At 58.6% G+C, this 18,361-nt stretch carries 5 protein-coding genes; 4 read left to right on the top strand and 1 reads right to left on the bottom strand.

Going from position 1 to position 18,361, the window contains the following annotated elements; all coding sequences use genetic code 11:
* Window positions 1–106: 106 nt before the first annotated feature.
* Window positions 107–14,590: an Ig-like domain-containing protein gene (locus ABIQ96_RS08480; protein ID WP_348214138.1), complete on the bottom strand. Its 14,484-nt coding sequence runs from the start codon at window positions 14,588–14,590 to the stop codon at window positions 107–109.
* A gap of 1,170 nt (window positions 14,591–15,760) precedes the next feature.
* Here ABIQ96_RS08480 and gatC point away from each other — a divergent pair.
* The 4 genes from gatC (at window position 15,761) to ABIQ96_RS08500 (ending at window position 18,291) form a co-directional block, all read left to right on the top strand.
* Window positions 15,761–16,054 (top strand): Asp-tRNA(Asn)/Glu-tRNA(Gln) amidotransferase subunit GatC, encoded by a 294-nt coding sequence (gatC, locus tag ABIQ96_RS08485; protein WP_348214139.1) that lies wholly within the window; start codon window positions 15,761–15,763, stop codon window positions 16,052–16,054.
* Between the two features lie 73 nt (window positions 16,055–16,127).
* Window positions 16,128–17,531: an Asp-tRNA(Asn)/Glu-tRNA(Gln) amidotransferase subunit GatA gene (gene gatA, locus ABIQ96_RS08490; RefSeq protein ID WP_348214140.1), complete on the top strand. Its 1,404-nt coding sequence runs from the start codon at window positions 16,128–16,130 to the stop codon at window positions 17,529–17,531.
* A 12-nt stretch (window positions 17,532–17,543) separates the two neighbouring features.
* A complete protein-coding gene (locus tag ABIQ96_RS08495; RefSeq protein WP_348214141.1) occupies window positions 17,544–17,741 on the top strand; it encodes a hypothetical protein in 198 nt (65 codons plus the stop codon).
* Window positions 17,728–18,291, top strand: a complete 564-nt coding sequence (locus ABIQ96_RS08500; protein WP_348214142.1) for a hypothetical protein — start codon at window positions 17,728–17,730, stop codon at window positions 18,289–18,291. Before ABIQ96_RS08495 ends, ABIQ96_RS08500 begins: the two co-directional genes overlap by 14 nt.
* Window positions 18,292–18,361: the final 70 nt, after the last annotated feature.

The following is an 18,361-nucleotide window of genomic DNA, read 5'->3' on the forward strand; positions in this document are numbered from 1 at the left end:
GCCACAAATCTGCGTAGGAAATCCGGTGAGGAAGGGTTGGTTTGAGGTCACACGAGAAGCAACCTGATCACCGGATTTCCGACCACTCCTTTCGCCGAAATCTCGCTTAAGTCAGTGCCATTCGGGTCAGGCCGTTCTCGGAGATGAGTTTGGTGAGGCGGTGGCCGTCGGCGTTGTAGGTGATGTCAACGACGATGTCGCTGTAGGAGGAGATGCCGTTGGCGTGCGTGCGGCGGATGAGGCGGTTGTCGAAGCTGTAGGTGTCGTAGGACGGCGCGGACGTGTTGTCCTTGCTGAACTGGGTGTTGCCGTTCGCGTCGTAACTGACCTCGCTGGTGAGGCGGTCGTTGGCATTGAAGGAAACGCCCTGATAAGGGAGGATCTGGGCAATGGGACCGGTGGAGGAGCGACTGGTGCGGTTGCCGACGCTATCATACGAATAAGACAAGGTGCCTGTCGGGGTGGCGGGCGAAGTGGGCGAGACGCCGGCGCTTCTTGTGATACTTTCCGCGGTGAGGCGGTTCAGGGCATCGAAGGTGTGGGTGACGGCGCGGCCGGAGAGTTCACTGATCTGCGTGCGGTGGCCGTTCTTGTTGAGCTGATAGGAATAGCCTTGGAGAGCTCGGGGATTGGGGATCGCGGATGGGGGGACGGAAGAAACACTCAGCGCCGTGAGGCGGTTGAGGGCATTGTAGGTGTAGGCGTGCTGGACGCCGTTGGCGTAGCCGACTCCGTTGAGGTTGCCGTTTGCGTCGTAGTTGTAGGCGGCGAGTTGGGTGGCGTTCGGATCGATGCCTTGCTGGCCGCGATGGACCATCGTCAGGCGGTTCTGGGCGTCGTAATCGTAGGAAACGTCGTAGCCGCCCGCAGTGCCGGATTTCGCTCCGGCGAGGTTTCCTGCGACGTCATAGCCGTAGCCGATGCTGCCGTTCGGTCCGGTGTAGCCGGTGAGCTGGGAACGCACGTCGTAGCTGAAAGTCTCGCTGCTCAAGACGCTGCCGAGTCTATTCTTGACGGTGGAACCGGTGCGGCGGCCCAGGATGTCGTAGGCGAAATCATATCTCGCAGGCGCATGGCTGAGGGTGAGCGAGGGGTGATTGTACGGCGCGACGATGCTGAGGAGGTTCTGTGTGTAAAGCTCGTAAGTCCGGGTAACCGTCTGGCCGTTGAAGTCCTTGTGGGCGGTGAGCTGGCCTAGGCTGTTATAGGTCATTTCCTCGCGCTGGCCCTGGGGCAGGATGCGGGCGGAGCGTCTGCCCATGGAGTCGTATTCGTAGGTGGTGACGTGGTTGAGGGCATCGGTCTGGGCGATCTGGAGGCCGCGCTGGTCGTAAGCGTAGCGGGTCACGGCACCGAGCGCGTCGGTGACGGCGATGAGACGACCTTGCGGATCGTAGGCGAAGAGGGTGACGTTTCCTTCGGCATCGGTGGAGGAAATCCGGCGGCCCAACGTGTCGTAGCCGGTGATGGTGTGATTTCCATCGGGGAGATCGGTACGGGTGAGGCGGCCTGCTGCGTCGTAGGTGAAGGTGGTGACATTGCCCTTCGCATCGGTGCTGGAGGTCTGGCGGCCGGCGGCATCGTAGGAGTAGCTCATGCGGTGGCCAAGGGCGTCGATGACGGCGGTGCGGCGGCCCGCGTCGTCGTATTCGAAGGTGGTGCTGTTCCCTAACGCATCGGTGGACGCGGTAACGCGGCCGTCGGCATCGTAGGTGGTGACGGTGCGGGGGTTGTCCGCCAGAGCGGGCGCGGCGGCGATGTCCGCCACTTCCGTCAGGATGGTGGCGGGCATGGTGGTGTCCGGCTCGATGGTGGCGGTGGCGCGGCCCAGCGCATCGTAAAGGGTGTAGGTGGTGGCCCCCGCCATGTCGGTGCTGGAGGTCATGCGGCCCTCGGCATCGAAACCGGAACGGGTGATGCGGTTGATCCCGGGATGGTCGGTCTGGATCAGATTCCCGCGAGAGTCGTAGGTATAATAAGTGGTGTAGCCCGCGGTGTCACTCTCGTAGGCCACCTTGCCATTCGCATTATAGACCGTCGCGCTGCTCGCGCCATCCGGGTAGGTCGTCCGGGTGAGGCGGTTTTCCGCATCATAGGTATAGGTGGTGGTGAAATAGCGCGCACCGTCGCTGGAAATGCTGCGGATGCGGTTTCCGGAATCGTCGTAATCGTAGGCTTCGGAGGAAAGCAGCGTGCCATCTGCCGTGGTGACGCGGGTGGTTTTTTCATGCCCCTTCGCATCATGGGTGTAGGATGTGGTGGTGCCATTGGTATCAGTGAGAGTGGAGATCTCGCCGCTGCCGGAGTAGCTGAAATCCGTCGGCGTGCCGCCGGGATCGACCATCCGGGTGAGATTTCCGTTGGAGCTGTAGGTGATGACGGTGGAGTGGTCCAGCGCGTCGCTGATGGAAAGCGGGCGCTTTTCCCCATCATAACTGTAGCGGGAGGCATGGCCTAGCGGATCGGCCTCGCTGAGCAGGTTGTTCTTCGCATCGAAGGCGCGGGACGTGGTGAATCCCAGCGGAGTGGTGGTGCTGGTCTCGTTGTCGTTCGCATCGTAGCCGCGGTTCGTCACCCCGCCGAGCGCGTCGGTGGTACGGGTGACATTGCCATTCTCATCGAACTCGTGGGTCGTGATGTCGCCCAGCCGGTCCGTGATGGATTCCCGGCGCTGCGAGACTTCATGAGTGAACCCGATGGTTTTTCCGTTGGCATCAGTCTGGGAAATCATCCGCCCGTCCGCATCGTAGGCGGTGCGGATGGCCCGCACGTTGGTGCCGTCATAAATGTCAGTTAGATAGTGCGGGAAGGCGGCGACACCGTAGGCATACCGATTCGATTGGTTGGCGCGGTTGGTGAACGTATTCAGTCGTCCGTTGCCGTCATAGAGATAGGTCAATTTTTTGCCGGTGCCGTCATTGATTTCCGTGATCCTGCCAGCCGCATTCCGGGTGAAGAGCACCGACTCGCCCGCCGAGTGGTGGATGCCGCTGCGGCTGATGGTCACGATATTGCCGTTCGTGTCGGCGATTGACATCAGGCCCTGTGTTTCATCGATGATATAGGAAGCACCGCCCGGCTCGGTATAGCGGAAACGGGTGGGATTCGAGGCTGTTTCATCATACGAAGCGAATTGCCCTTCGATGCTCGGGATGTTCGCGAAATCATTGCCTTCACCGGCCCACAGGATTTCCGTTTCTCCATCCACCTCAAGTTTCCCCTGGGCGGCCCCCACCGGCATGAAGGTATAACTCGCGCCATAGATCGGAGTGTAGCGTTGAGCAAACGACTGGTCCGCCGTATAGGGGACCGCCGCCCGGATGCCTGTCTCGAAAATCTCAGTGCGCCCGCCGGGGAAGGAAACGATCACCCGTTTCCGCTGGGTCGGCTGTACTTGGAAGAGCCAGCTCGTCACAAATCCCCCGCCCTGCCTGGTTTGCTCCCAGCCGGTGTTGAGCGGGCGCGTCTTCCGCACTTTCACCGAACTCGTCGCAAGGGACCAGCCGGGGCCGAAGTCCCCGCCCTTCACATCCCGCGAATCGTAAGTGCGGGTGATGGCGAGCGGCGTGCCGGGCAGATCGATGCTCAGGTCCTCGAATGCGAGCGAGAACTGTCCTAGTTTCATGTTACCGTCGATGAGGACCTGCTCGCTGGTCGACGCATAGAGGCCGGTGGTGGTGGTCCCGCTGAGTGTTAGAGTGTAGAGGCCGTTTTCCAGAAGAGTCGGATCAATCGTCCCCAGAGTGGCGGAGGTCACCTGGCTGGTACCGGTGGCGATGACTTTTTTCGACAACGGTGAGTCGAGGGGCGCAATTTCCAATTTGTAATCCTTGAGTTGCGGACTCTTCACCGTGCCGATGACCGGAGTCGGCGCGATGATATCGGCGGTGGCTTCATGAGGAGAATCGATTTCCAACACCAGCGCTTCTTCAGCATAGTCGGCGAGTTGGAAACTGCTGGTCCGCGTCAGGACCGTGCCATCGGCAAACGTGGCCGTGGCGGTGAGGGAATGGTTGCCACGGATCATCGACGGAAGATCGAGGAAATAATCCACCGTATCCTTCTCAAGGTGGGCTTGGCCGAGATTCGTGCCGTCGAGGGCGAGTGTCACCGAGCTGACGGAGCCACCCTCCTGGAACGCCCGGATCTGGACTTCCGGAATGTTCTGATCGCTCACCACGCCGCCATCCTGCGGCGAGAGGATCGCGAAAAACGGCTCACCCAACACCCGATAGGAAATCGTCTGGTGTTTCGAAAGCTGTCCGTCACTCACGCGGCAATACAGCACATAGTCTCCCGCCGCCGGGAAGGTCACCCGGGTCTCGGACGCCGTGGCATCCGAGAAAACCGGTGCCCCGGCCGATGGCGAGGAAAGCCAATCCCATTCGTAGATCAGCACGCCGGGGATGCCATCATCACTGGCATTTGCCGCGAGGGTAACGGTGGACATCGGCGATGCCGTGCCGCCTGGAGGACTGAGGTTCAAGGTCGGCGGCGCGTTCGGCGCGGCCAAGTGATGGAGCGTGATATAATTCGAGCGAATGTAAGGCCCGTCCGTCAGGGTGAACTTCACGACATAGGTTCCCAACTCCGCGAAGGCGATGGTCTGGGAAAGGCTCGTCGTGTTAGACAAGCCCAATGGCGCAGGGCCGGACACCTGTTCCCAAGCATAGCCATAGCTGGCAGCCGGGCCGTCGGCATCCGTGAAGGCGGGCTGGAGGGTGATTTCCGTGGCCGGACGGATGACCACTTGCGGGGCCATGCTGGCGAGAAGCGGTGCGGCATTCAGCCCCTCTCCAGGACCGAAGAGCGACGCGGGAACCTCCACGCTCACGGTGTCGAACGAGGAAAGCTCGCCATCCGACACGGTGAGGCGGATTTCATAGATGCCGGGAAGCGGGAAAGTGATGGATGCCTCCGGTCCGGTGGCATTCGCAGGAAGGTCAAAACGCGGAGCGCCCGGGCCGCGGTCGTAATCCCAATTGGCGGTGATGCTGCCACTGGGTTTGCCATCGTCCAGAACCGTCGGGAAAAGCACAATCGTTTTCGCCACGGCAACGATGTCCGTGCCCAGCGAGAACATTGGCGCGAAGTTAGAGGATGGTGGAGCGGCTTCCGCCAGCACGGTAATAATGCAACGCCGGGTGGCAGTTAGAAGATCATCGGAAGCGATGAACTCCAGCTCATAGCTTCCCGGTGCGGTGAAGCGGGCCTCCACATCATGGGCATTCGCGGTGTCCGTGAGATCGGCAAAATTCACCAAAGCGGGGCCTGAAACCATGCGCCAACTGCTTCTCGTTAGATTGTTAGGAAGACCATCGTCCGTCACCATCGGAGCAAGAATGAGAGTGTCCTGCGGAAGTTGCAACGAGGCAGGTGGCGTCCAGGTAATGACCGGCGCGGTGTTTTGAGTCCGCAACAAATCGACGATCACCGTATCCGAGCCGGATTTCACTCCATCGGTCACCGCCAGCTCGAACAGGTAACGCCCTGCCACGGTGAATGCCGCGCCCGGCGTGAGCGTATCCTCACCTGATAGAGCCACCGGAGCAGGGCCCTCGACGAGCGACCAGGAAAACGCGGGATTCGCCGCGAAGTCATCCGCCTCGTAGGTTCCGGCAAATGCCAGTGATGCATGCTCCGGCAAGGTCACGGATTGCCCGGCATCCACGTAACCTGAATTCAACGGTGACTGCGCCCATGGCGGACATTTCCCGGCAGAACCCGCCTGATAGATCGAAAGCACTTCCGATGCGTCGAGTATCCGGGAATACATCGAAAACTCGTCAATCGCCACCTTCGGGCGGTCCTGACCGTTGTTTCTTCCGCCCAAACGCAGTATAGGGGCAGGCGGAATATAGAGACTGACCAGATTGGAAGGAACGGCCGCATTGGCCGTCCGGATCCCGTTCACATAGAACGACACCCCGTTGGCGCGGGAGATCGAAATCGCCAGGTGATAGAACTCACCCAACGGATAGGAACTCGTGGCGAAGGAAGCCGTTCCCAAGAAACTGTTCTGCCTGGGAACTCCTCCGGCATCCCGGAAGGCCCCGTTGAACGAGATATACCGGATCCCATTGCTGCTGATGGTTGAAACCGCCTGCAATGCCAGGGGATCCTGAACCTGCCCGCCCGCTGAAATTTCAAACAAGCTTTTCGACGACTGGCTTCCCGCGTTGTCCCGGAACCACCCCTCGAAGGTGAGTTCCGTTGCCCCCCCGAAATCCAGCGCGCCGCTTTCCAGGATTCCATTGGATCCGTTGAACTCGAAGGCTTTCCCGGCCTTGCCATCGACATAGCCGGGTTGATTGAACCATTTCAGATCGTTTTTCGCGATGGCATCCCTTGGATCGCCATCTGCTTTCAACCACAAAAGCGCGTTGGCCGGCAGCGGACTCTGGCACGCCTGATCCACGCGGATTTCCATCGTGTCGGTCACGATCTGGTATCCATCATCCGCCTTGAGTTCAAACGTATAGACCCCGGCCTTTGAGAACGTCACCAGACTGTTAGTAAGTTCGGGATTGCTGAACTGGCAACCATCCGCAGGACCGGCTTGCAAGCTCCAGAGCGAGTTCAGTTCCGGATCGTCGTCAGTGACCAGCCCTTCCAACAGCGACACCGGTTGGGCAAGGAATACCAATTGATCGCGACCGGCATTGACGATCGGAGGTGGATTCAGCGCGGGAGGAGTCAATCCGGAATTCCGGTTCGCCAGATTGTCGATGTCCGCCAGGGTCAGCGTGCGGTTGAAAATGGCGAGCTCGTCCACAACTCCACCATATCCCGGCGACGATGGCGCATTGGACCAGTCGATCTTGCCACTGTCGTATTGCGCGGAGCCAATGGTCAACCCTTGTCCGTTGCGGGCGAATACCGGAGCCATGCCTGCCTGCAAGGTCCGTGTATTGGTCAGGATTCCATTCGTATAGATGAGAAGTTGATTCGCAACGTTGTCATAGTTGACCACCAGATGATTCCACACATCCGGGACAAGAGTTCCAAAGACCGGTATTGAAGGGTCGGAGGTGCTGTTTCCATTTGCCAACTCGTAGCTGACATTGATCCGTTTCCACAGCGCATCGTAGGTCAGGCCCAGTCCCGGCGACGGCCAGTAAGGCCGACCGTCGGCACTCGTGCTGTAGCCCGCGAACTGGAGCAGGGTGCCACTGCCGGCGGCGGCAGGAGTCTTGAACCACAGACTAACCGCCATACCGCTGGCCGCGCCTTTGAGATCGAACAGCGGGCCGTCGGTTTGATTGAATGGAAAAGTCCGCCCTGCGAGATTCAGCGCCTGCTCCGCCTTCGAGTCATTCACGAAAGCCGGTGGCATGTGAGGAAACCGGGGAGCCAACGTCCGGCTGCCGATGATATCACGCATCGAGCCGTCAAATGGCCAGTAGGCGATCATTCCTGCGGGAGTGGGTTTGGAGGAAGTGGTTCCGACCTTTACCAACACCGTATCCGATGAAGTCGAACTTCCATCCATGGCGGAAAGCTTGAACAGGTAGGATCCCGGTTGGGTGAAACGAATCAACGGCCGCAGCAGGTTGGGAGTCTCGATCTGTGCGGACGCCGGTCCGGATACCTGCTCCCAAGCCAGGGACAGCATCTCAATCCCCTGTTCATCACTCACGGTTGCCGCCGGCTGGAATACCGAAGCGACCGCAGGAAGATAGACAGCATCACCGGCATGGACCATCGGCGGAGTGTTGAACCCGCGGCACAGGGAAGAAAACGCGATCTTGAAGAAACCATCCACAACGGCGGGATCCGAGAGAGAGGTGACGAAAAACGCGTGGGCCGGGGTCGAGACATTTCTTGAAATTTCCTGCCGGTTGATCGGGTCGTTCTTCATGTTCGGCATCGACACCGAGATCGCCGTAATTCCGTATCCAGCGAGTGTCTGGGGATTGATTTCAGAAGGACCCGCGACGCCGTCATTCAAATGAAGAATGATTTTTTTGGCATCCGCCCGGGCATTGGTTCGGACAAAATTCACACACCGTGCGATTGCCGGCAAAACATAGGAATCATATCCTTCGAATATAAACTCACCTTGTGGCCTGATGATGTGCTGTCTGGCAGCCTCAAAATCCGAAGTGTATGGCATGGCTTGGTTGTAGGAAGCACTGTCGTTCTTGTTGATCGAAACCCTGTCCAAAGCCGGATCCAGGGATCCCAAAAGCGTGTTGACCAGTTTCCTCGCCTGATAAACCGGGGTGCGCGGATCGTAGTCCGTGATAATGCCAGCCTCCGGGCCGAACATGGATCCCGAATGGTCGGTGATGATGTAGAGATCGATGGGCTGCCGGGTCAGTTCGCAGTTGGCTTGAATGGCGATTTCCGCAGTCGCGGCGATGCTGCCATCATGGGAAGTGAGCCGGAAAGTATAAGCTCCAGGAACCGAAACGTTGAAGGTCGTGGCCGCCGCCCTGGGATCGGCAAACGAGGCCTCCGATGGCCCTGAAACCTGCTCCCAGTAATGGTAAATCGTGTCGCCGGGATTCCCATCATCCGTGACCGTGGCAACCAGCGGCTGAGCCGCTGTTCCCACTGTTACTGTCATTTGTGAAGCCAGGCTGATGCGTGGTGGAGCGTTCCCATCACTTGCGGAACCCACATTGATCTCAATGGTATCCGACGACGATAACTCCCCGTCGGTCGCCGTGAGTTTGAAGACATGTTTTCCAATGCCGGTGAACCCGACCTGAGTATCCGCCGATTCCGGAGCGGTCAGGCTTGCGGGAGGCCCTTCGATCTGGGTCCAGCTTTGGGACCGTGAACCTGTCGCGGGCAATCCATCATCCGATACAGTGGCGTGAAGAGTGAGCGGTTCGGAAGAAAGAGTGGCACGGACCGAAACATCATCTATCAAAGAATGATAATAATACACCGCATTGGGTTCACGATGACCGGTCAAAGTGATTCTCAGGGACGCTGCCTGTTGCGGCTTATCCAACAAGACGCAGACAGGATACCACATGCCAACAGGAGTCTTGCTCCTTACGGTCCGAGTCGCAATCACGTCTCCTCCGGCATTCAGAAACTGAAGCTCCACCCGTGGTTCGCGGAGTTCATCGTTGATGTCGTAATAGTTAAACTGCCCGCGGTAGCAATAAAACCGGGCCTTGAAAACATACTGGCTTTGATCTGATGAATTCGCGGAATCCAGATCGACAACTTGGGTCAGCTTCGCGGTTTTTTGTTCGAAGCTGTAGTTGTTCGGATTGCGGGGGCCGAAGTAGGAAGATCCATCCGCCGCCATGGGGAATGCTGAGAAACCAGCAGCCGCCCCGGTGTTAGTCGTCGCATCGTCCTTGGTGAGATCCTGAAAGCCATCCACTTTGCTCCAAAACGGCACGTTGCCATTCCCATCCAGCGGGAGTTCGCAACTGCCGTTGGTGACCAGGTTCGGGCCGAAGGTCAGCGGGAAGACGTCGCGATCCGAACCCGCGAAAACGACAGGAGCCTGATTTTCACCGGTGATGGTAAGGTGGAGTGGAGCCGAGTTGAATGTGAGTCCCGCATCATCGGTGACCTTGATGGTGAGGGCGACCGGACCGTTTTGCGAAGGGGTCCACGCGATGTCAGCCGTGGTCGAGGTGGCAACGGATGCACCGTTCGCAAATAGCTCGTAGCGGATGATGCCGCCGTCAGCGTCACTGGCATCCACCTTCACCGGGATGCTTTCGCCCATGGGCAAACGGGCTCCCGCCATGGGTGAAAGAATCCGAGCTTCCGGAGCAACGCCACCGGTCAAAACGATCGGAGCGGGTGCGGAATCCACTAAGCCGTCATTGGCCACATAACTGAAATGCAGGTTCCCGAGGAATGGCCCGGTGGCGGCAAACGTCAGCAGATTTCCGGAAACGCTCGCGCTGCCGATGGATGGCGGAATGAGCAGTCGATAGGTCAGCGTGTCCCCATCGGCATCGGCACCTCGCAAGACAAATGCGGTGGTGAGTCCGGTAAATTTCTCCGTCACTCGCTCTGCGGCGGGCGGGTCATTCACGGTGGTCACGGTGATTGGGACAGTGACCGAAGCTAAGAGGGAGCCATCACCCACCGAGAAGACGAACGAATCCACGCCATTGAAATTTTCCTGCGGGATGTAACTGAGATTGGGCAAAGTGCCCGCGAGCGAACCATGGAGCGGCGGAGAGACGAGCGTGTAGGTAACAGGTGAATCTTCGGGATCCATGACAGAAATGGATAGATTCAGGGGCGTGTCTTCCCCTGTTGTGTTGTTTCCAAGCGTGGTCACCGGCGCATCGTTCACTTCGCTGACCAGGAAGGTCATATCACGGTTGGCGACGCCGCCCCGGCCATCCGTGACGCGAGCGGTGGCGACAGTGGTCCCGGAGAAGTTCGGGCTGAAGCGCAGTATGAAATCTGGACCGGCTCCTTCAATCATGCAGGGTGATCCCGCAGGCAGGTCCCATGAATAGGTGAGACGATCTTGATCCGGATCGCTGGCAACCAACGTGAAAGCTGCCGTGTCATCCTCCTTGAAGAAAAACAACGAGCTGTTGATGCTTGGATTCCGGTTGGGTCCCAACAGCTTCACACTGACTCTTGCAGTCGTATAAAGGCCGAGATCGTCCTCCACATAATATTCGAATGATGTGGTCCTGGCACCGGGGGCCTGCCGCGTGAGCCTGAGATTCGGTGGAGTTCCGGTGATGGTGAGGTCGGGACTTTCGTTGAAATCGACATAATAATGGAGTGGCAGGTTTTCCGGGTCCGAGGCTGGCAGCACAATATCCACCGGCAAGGTGTCGATGGTGACATTCAGTTCTTCCGCAATCGGCGGAAGATTGTTGGAAGTAACCTCGAAGGTGATATCCGCCGGAGCGGACGCCAGCCCGCTGCGAAGGGATATAGCAGTAACCCTGATCGTTTCCGTACCCGTGAAATATAAATCCGGCGTGTAAACAAAAGTGGGGGAACTTCCACTGAGAGTGCCTGAGTTGTCCGGTTGATCCGTGACCTCATAATACAGTTCATCGCCATCCACGCTGGAGCCTGTGAGGGTAAAGCTCAGGTTTTCCCGCTGACGAACGGTATAGCTGGCGGAGCCGGCGACCGGTTGATCATTTACCGGAGTCACCGTGATGCTGGCAGTGGCCGGGGGAGAGTCGGTGGTACCGTCATGCACCTTGTAGGTGAATGAGTCACTGCCATTATAGTTTGGCTCAGGCGTGTAAGTGAGAGCTGGGGCGGTGCCGGCAAGGGTTCCGTGAGCCGGCTGGGTGAGGACCGCGTAGGTGATGGAGGCACCGTTAGGAACGGTGCCGAGGAGATTCACCGTGACTGAAGAGTCTTCCAGCACGGAAGTCTCCACATTTCCTGCCAGCGGGGCGTCATCGACTGGATTGACGGCGAGTGAAATGGTGGCTGCGGAAGAAGAAGTGAACGCATCTTTCACGATGAAGCTGAAGCTTTCTGCGCCATTGAAATTTGCTAACGGAGTGTAGGTCAGAGTCGGCGCGATGCCGGTGAGGGCGCCATGGGAAGTCTGGGTGACGATTTGAAAAGTGATGGCATCGCCGTCTGGGTCCAGGCCGGACAGGTTGATGGAAATGGTGGTATCCTCGTTGAGCGAGTAGTTCGCGGCAACCGCGACAGGCTCATCATTCTGCGGAACGACGCTGATCGTGACAATGGCTGGAGCAGAAGTGGCGGCCGCATCGCTGGCGGTGTAGGTGAAGGTATCGCTGCCATGGAAGTTCGGAGCCGGCGTATAGACAAAGTGTGGAGCGGTCCCGGTCAACGTGCCATGGGTTGGCGGCATGATGACCGAGTAGGCATGCTCCGCGTCATCGGCATCAGTGGTGGCGAGATGGATAGGAACCGCGGTGTCCTCGTCAGTGGTGGTGGTGAGGTTTTGAGCCAATGGCAAGTCATTGATCGGACGGATCGTTAGAGAAACAACCGCCGGAAAGGAAGTGGCGGTGGCATCCTTCGCAACGTAACTGAAACTGTCCGGGCCGTTGTAATTCGCAACAGGCATATAGGTGAAGTTGGGTGCGACGCCGGAGAGGCTGCCATGCTGTGGCTGAACGGTAACTTCGTAAGCGATGGCATCATTTTCAATATCCGTCGCGGCGAGAACAACCGGGAGAATCGAATCCTCATCCGTGGCAAGGCTCGCAGCAACGGCGACCGGAGCGTCGTTGACCGGGGTAGTGATGAAGAAGATGGTCGCGATGGCGGACTCCGCCTCACCTGCCCTGATTGTGAACTCGAGCGAGTCCTCACCATTGAAATTCCCGGTGGGAGTGTAGGTTAGATTCGGGAGATTCCCCGTGATCAAGCCGTGCTGCGGCTGGCTGACGATTTCGAAAACCAGCGGATCGCCATCAACATCCAAACCGGTGAGGGTAACCTCGATGGAGCCATCTTCCGCGAGAGTGTGGCTGGCGGCATAAGCCAGCGGCGCATCATCCCGGGAGGTGACGGAAATGCCGACCGTTACGGGAGCGGAGGAGCTATCGGCGTCCCTGGCGATGTAGGCGAAGGAGTCCGTTCCATTGAAATTTTCCGCAGGAGTGTAGAGATAGCTGCCATCGGGATTCGCTGTCAATGTGCCGTGCCCGGGATGGGCGGTGATTTCAAAGGTCAATGCATCCCCATCGCTGTCCGAACCGACAGGGATGAATGTCAGCGAGCCATCCTCGGCTAGCGTGAGCGGCGCAGGATTTGCCGTAACGACAGGCGCGTCATTGACAGGCGTAACTTGCAGGCTGACTACCGCAGTGGCAGACCCGCCGGAGGAATCCGTGGCGGTGTAGGAGAAACCAGCCGCGCCGTTGAAATCCGTATCGGGTGTGAAGAGCGCGCTGGCACCGGTCACGATCACGGTGCCGGGAAACCCATCAGGCAGAGTGGTGGTATAAATCAAGGCATCGCCATCCACATCAGAGGCATCGAAAGCGATGTTAATGGCTCCATCTTCGGGACCGGTGAGGGATTTCGCCACGGCCACGGGCCCGTCATTGACCGGCAGCACCGTGATCGAGACTTCTGCGACAGCGGATGAGAGAACCGCGTCCTTGACACAGAAGTGGAAGCGATCCATGCCATGGAAATTCGCAGCGGGTTGGTAGGTGAGCTGGGGTGCAACTCCTGATAGAGTGCCGTGGAGCGGCCCCGGAGTGGCCGATGGGTTGGCAGGATCGGTAACGATCTCGTAAGCGAGAACATCGCCATCCGGGTCTTCTCCGGTGAGGGAAATGGTGATAACGGAGTCCTCATTGCCATTCGGAGTTAGGGGCGAGGCGGTAGGCGGACGGTTCACCGGCTGGAGTTGGAACTTCACCGAGGCAATCGCCGAGACCGCGCCTTTCGAATCGGTAGCGGTATAGGTGAAGGTGTCCTCGACGACCGCGGTGGAACGGGGGCCGGTGTGGGAATACGTGAGCGTCGGTGGATTTCCCGAAATGGTGCCAAGTGCAGGCTGGGTGGCGATTTGATAGGTAATGGCGTCGTCGTCCGGATCGCTGGCGCTGAGGACAACGGGAGCGTTAGCCTCGCCCTGATTGACGACGAAGACCGGACTCGTCGCCAAAGGGGCACGGTTGGGTTGGAAAACGTGGATGACGAAGGCGGCGGGTGCGGAATCCAGGGTCCCGTCGGAGGCTTTGAAGAAGAAGGTGTCATTACCGGTGAAACCCGCATTCGGCGTGTAGGTGGCGACCGCTCCGGCAAGGGTGACGCTGCCATTGGTTGGAGGTGTGGTGATCTGATAGGTGAGCGGCGAATTTTCCGGATCGGAAGCGACCAGCGGGATACCCACGGCCGTGGCGATGGCGGTGGAGGTTTCTCCCGCAGTGGCCACGGGCGGGAGATTTGGTGTCCCGCCGCTGCCCTCGCATTCGATGATACCGTTGCCATTGAGTGTGAGTCGATCGGTGAACGCGAGACCATGCAGGAGCGAGTTGCCATTCACCGTCAATGTCCCGGCAGGCACCACCGCCTTGCCATGGAAGGCGCTTTGGCTGTTCAAGGTGAGACTCCCGTTGGAAATGCTCATATCGAGCCACTCGGGGTGGGCGGAAGCACCCAAGTAGCCATTGAGGTTCAGCGAGTTTTTCAACCGAAGGGTTACGGGACCTTGCACGATGACATGGGACCCACCATTGACGTCGATTTGCTGAATCTCAAAGAGCGCGGGAGCAGACGTCGTTCCGGCCTGGAGATTGAGCGTGCTGGCGCCGTTGAGGGTGATGCGCTCATAACGACCGGGCGGCAGGTTGACGTTGCCGCCTTGGGCGTTGATGGTCAGCGTGCGGATGGTGGCAAAGTTTCCAGGACTATCAGCTAGCTGATTGATATGGACTAGGCGGGTCCCGCTGCCAACAGCAGGAGCGACCGCCGCAGGCAGGATTTCAGGATCGACTTTCTGGCGGATGCCACTTCCGAAAATAACGCTGTTGTTGATGGTCACACGGTACCCCGCCGGCAAAGCCGAGCCGGTGCGATTCTGGATCACGGGCGAAACCGCCCCGCCATTGACGCGGATATCGGGCGTCCCCGACAGGATGAGCTTGCCATCGATGGTCAGACCCGAGTTCAAATTCATTTGCCCTCCCGTCATCACACGGACGCTGCCCTTGACCCACCCCTGGTTGAGATTCGGTGGATTTTTCGTAACCACCGCATCCGTAACCCCGGCTTGTGCAAAAGGCAGCGCTACAAATAACAAAACCCCAATCCTCGATACCCCTTCACAAATCAGGCGCATGCATCTTTCGCTCATTCCTATCAGACTAACAAAACTCGAAACTAACCGTCAAACAGAATTTCACGCCGCTTGCAAGGCAAACGAGCAAATTCCTGCAACTCCCGTCACAACTCATTGATCTCCACAAGCGCCCCACCCTGAATCTCATTCATCCGCCAAGGCCGTTTTTTCACCAATCCCATTCCACTGATTTTTCGCTAGAGCATATTAAATTGTCACAATCGATGACCGGAGCCTTCGAATTGGATCACATTGGAACAATCCAACAGAATCGCATGAAAATCCCGAATGGGACACACATCACCGGATACGGCTTTTGATAACGCGTTCCCATGATCGCAAACCAACCGCCCGAATAACCAGGCATCGGACGCGCCCTCTCTCCGGTTCACAAAAAAGCCGCCGGGGAGTCCCTTCCCCGGCGGCCTAAATTGTGCTGCCCACCCACACCCGTGGAATTGGCAGACAACTGTGCTGTTACACCCTTACATGAAAGTGCGATTGCTCGCTGCTTTCATAGGTAATAGACCTCCTGATATTCAATCCGTTCAAACATTTTTAAAAATTCTTCTGATAGCTCGTTAGGTCGGATTCGACCAAGGGCATTTCCGCCTGATTCTGCTTCTTGAAATCCATGTGACACGATGGAGGGGCTGGGATTCAGGGGCCCGGGGGCTGGTGAAGAATCCTCTTTTCTGCCCCTTAGTCACCGGCCGCTCAAAGCCGCAAACTTTAGATACCGGAAGCCTCCGCTTCCCTGAACAGCAAAAAGCCGCCGGGGAGTCCCTTCCCCGGCGGCCTAAATTGTCCTGCCCACCCACACCCGTGAAATTGGCAGACAACTGTGCTGTTACACCCTTACATGAAAGTGCGATTGCTCGCGGCTTTCATGGGTAATAGACCTTCAACCTCTCCAAACGTTCAAAGTATTTTAAAAACTTCCGCATCTTTTTCATCGGCCTCACTTGGCACTTGGAAAAGTCACGGTGTTTCCAGACATTCCCGGCCATGTCGCACAGCCACATCGACGTCAGCTACGTCGCCAAACTCGCCCGCCTCGAACTCAGCGACGAGGAAGTCGCCGAATTCCAGCCCCAGCTCGAAGCCATTCTCGGTTACGCCGAGGCCCTTTCGGCGCTCGACGTTTCCGGCATCGATTCCACGGCCCACGCCACCCACGTTTTCGGCCGGATGCGTGATGATGTTCCCCACACCAGCCTCACGCCGGAAGCAGTGCTCCAAAACGCGCCAGACCAAGCCCAAGGCCAGATCCGCGTCCCGAAAGTCGTCACCGACGCCTGATCCCAATTCCAAATCCGCGTTCATCCGTGTCCATCTGCGGTTAAAAAACCTTCCTCTCATCTTTTCGCTTCCCATGACCATCACCCAACTCCGCCAGCAGCTCACCGCCGGAGAAACCACCCCCGCCGCCATTCTCGGAAAACTCGCCGGGGAAATCTCCGCCCGCGACGGCCAGACCGGTGCCTACCTATCCCACAATCTCGAAGCCGCACTCGCCGAGGCCGCGCAGGTCGATCTTTCCCTTCCGCTCGGCGGCATTCCCATCGGCATCAAGGACAACATGAACGTCCTCGGCCAGCCCTGCACCTGCGGCTCGAAGTTTCTGGAAAATTTCATCTCGCCCTACGACGCCACCGTCATCCGCAAGCTCCGGGCCGCCGGGGCCATTCCCTTCGGCCGGATGAACCAGGACGAATTCGCGATGGGTTCCTCCACCGAAAACTCCGCGCTGCAAGTCACCCGCAATCCCCACGACCCGACCCGCATTCCCGGCGGCTCGTCCGGCGGATCCGCCGCCGCCGTCGCTGATGGAACGGCCATCGCCACGCTCGGCTCCGACACCGGCGGTTCCATCCGCCAACCCGCATCGCATTGCGGCGTCGTCGGATTGAAACCTTCATACGGCCGTGTTTCCCGCTACGGCCTTGTCGCCTTCGCCTCGTCGCTCGACCAGATCGGCCCGCTCACTCAAAGCGTCGAGGATGCCGCGCTCATCCTCCAAGCCATCGCCGGTGTCGATCCCCATGATTCCACCAGCCTCGACGTCCCGGTTCCCGATTATCTATCCGGTCTCAACGATGGAGTGAAAGGCCTCAAACTCGGCATCCCCAAGGAATACTTCGGCGATGGCATCGACCCCGGCGTTAGGAAAAACGTCGAAGCCGCCATTCAGAAACTCGCCGCCCAAGGTGCGGAAATCATCGATATCTCCCTGCCCCACACCGAGCACGCCGTCGCCACCTACTACGTCATCGCCCCGGCGGAAGCGTCGTCCAATCTCTCGCGTTTCGACGGCATCCGCTACGGCCACCGCGCCGCGAATCCGGCTGACATCCTCGATCTCTATCAAAAATCCCGAGAGGAAGGATTCGGCCCGGAAGTGAAACGCCGCATCATCCTCGGCACCTACGTTCTTTCGTCCGGTTACTACGACGCCTACTATGGCCGCGCCCAGAAAGTCCGCACCCTGATCCGCCGCGATTTCGAGAACGCCTTCCAGAAAGTGGACGCCATCCTCTCGCCCGTCGCCCCCGCGCCTGCTCGGAAAATCGGCGGCATCTCCGCCGATCCGCTCCAGGAATACCTCTCCGACATCTTCACCATCGCCGCCAACCTCGCCGGCATCCCCGGCATCTCCATCCCCTGCGGCACCGCGGATTTCGATGGCGGGAAAAACCTCCCCACCGGTCTCCAGATCCTCGCGCCCCATCTCGGAGAGGCCAAGATGTTGCAAATCGCCAAAGCCGCCGAGGCGTGATACCCTCCCCACATGGATTCCGAGATGACACCTGAATACATCGCGACCCTGCGGCGCATGACCGGCCAGCAGAAATTGCGCACGGCATTCTCGCTCTATCATTCTGCCAGAAAGCTCAAGGCCTGCGGGCTCCGCTCACAGCACCCGGAATGGAATGAAGCCCTCGTTCAGGAAAAAGTGAAAGAGATCTTCCTCCATGCCAGCACCTGAGCCCTTTCTGATATTCACCCGCAAGCTCAACGCGCTTGCGATCCCCCACATGATCAGCGGCAGCGTCGCCGCCATTTTCTATGGCGAACCCCGCATGACCAACGATGTGGATATCATCGTCCTCCTCCGTGACAGCGATTTGCCGAACATCGCCGCCACCTTCCCGCTGGATGAATTCTACTGCCCTCCGGAAAGTGTCATGAAAGTGGAAATCGCCCGCAGCCAGCGGGGACACTTCAATATCATCCACCACGACACCGGCTTCAAGGCGGACATCTATCCTTGCTGCGACGCGCTCCACCAATGGGGCCTGGCTCACTCCCGAACCGTCGATTTCGAAGGCGATTCCCTCACGCTCGCCCCACCAGAATACGTCATCATCCGCAAGCTCCAGTTCTTTCGCGAGGGAGGCTCACAAAAACATCTCCGGGACATCCATCGCATGCTCGCATCATTCGGAGACGACTGGAAATCAGACGAGCTAAAGACAATGATCCAAAACCACGGCCTCGCCCGTGAATGGAGTCAGGCCATCGAATTCCCCGGTTGAATCGGTCAGGGCATTGATCTTGTCCGGGGAATACCTCCCACCGTAACAGAAGGCATGTCCCTTTGTCATG

The sequence above is a fragment of the Luteolibacter sp. genome, assembly GCF_039920825.1.
Taxonomy (GTDB): Bacteria; Verrucomicrobiota; Verrucomicrobiia; order Verrucomicrobiales; family Akkermansiaceae; genus Luteolibacter.

Excerpts from the sequence above, each read along its gene's own strand:
- ABIQ96_RS08480 (WP_348214138.1), bottom strand. The coding sequence starts at position 14,590 with ATGAATTTGAACTCGGGTCTGACCATCGATGGCAAGCTCATCCTGTCG.
- gatC (WP_348214139.1), top strand. The coding sequence starts at position 15,761 with ATGTCGCACAGCCACATCGACGTCAGCTACGTCGCCAAACTCGCCCGC.
- gatA (WP_348214140.1), top strand. The coding sequence starts at position 16,128 with ATGACCATCACCCAACTCCGCCAGCAGCTCACCGCCGGAGAAACCACC.
- ABIQ96_RS08495 (WP_348214141.1), top strand. The coding sequence starts at position 17,544 with ATGGATTCCGAGATGACACCTGAATACATCGCGACCCTGCGGCGCATG.
- ABIQ96_RS08500 (WP_348214142.1), top strand. The coding sequence starts at position 17,728 with ATGCCAGCACCTGAGCCCTTTCTGATATTCACCCGCAAGCTCAACGCG.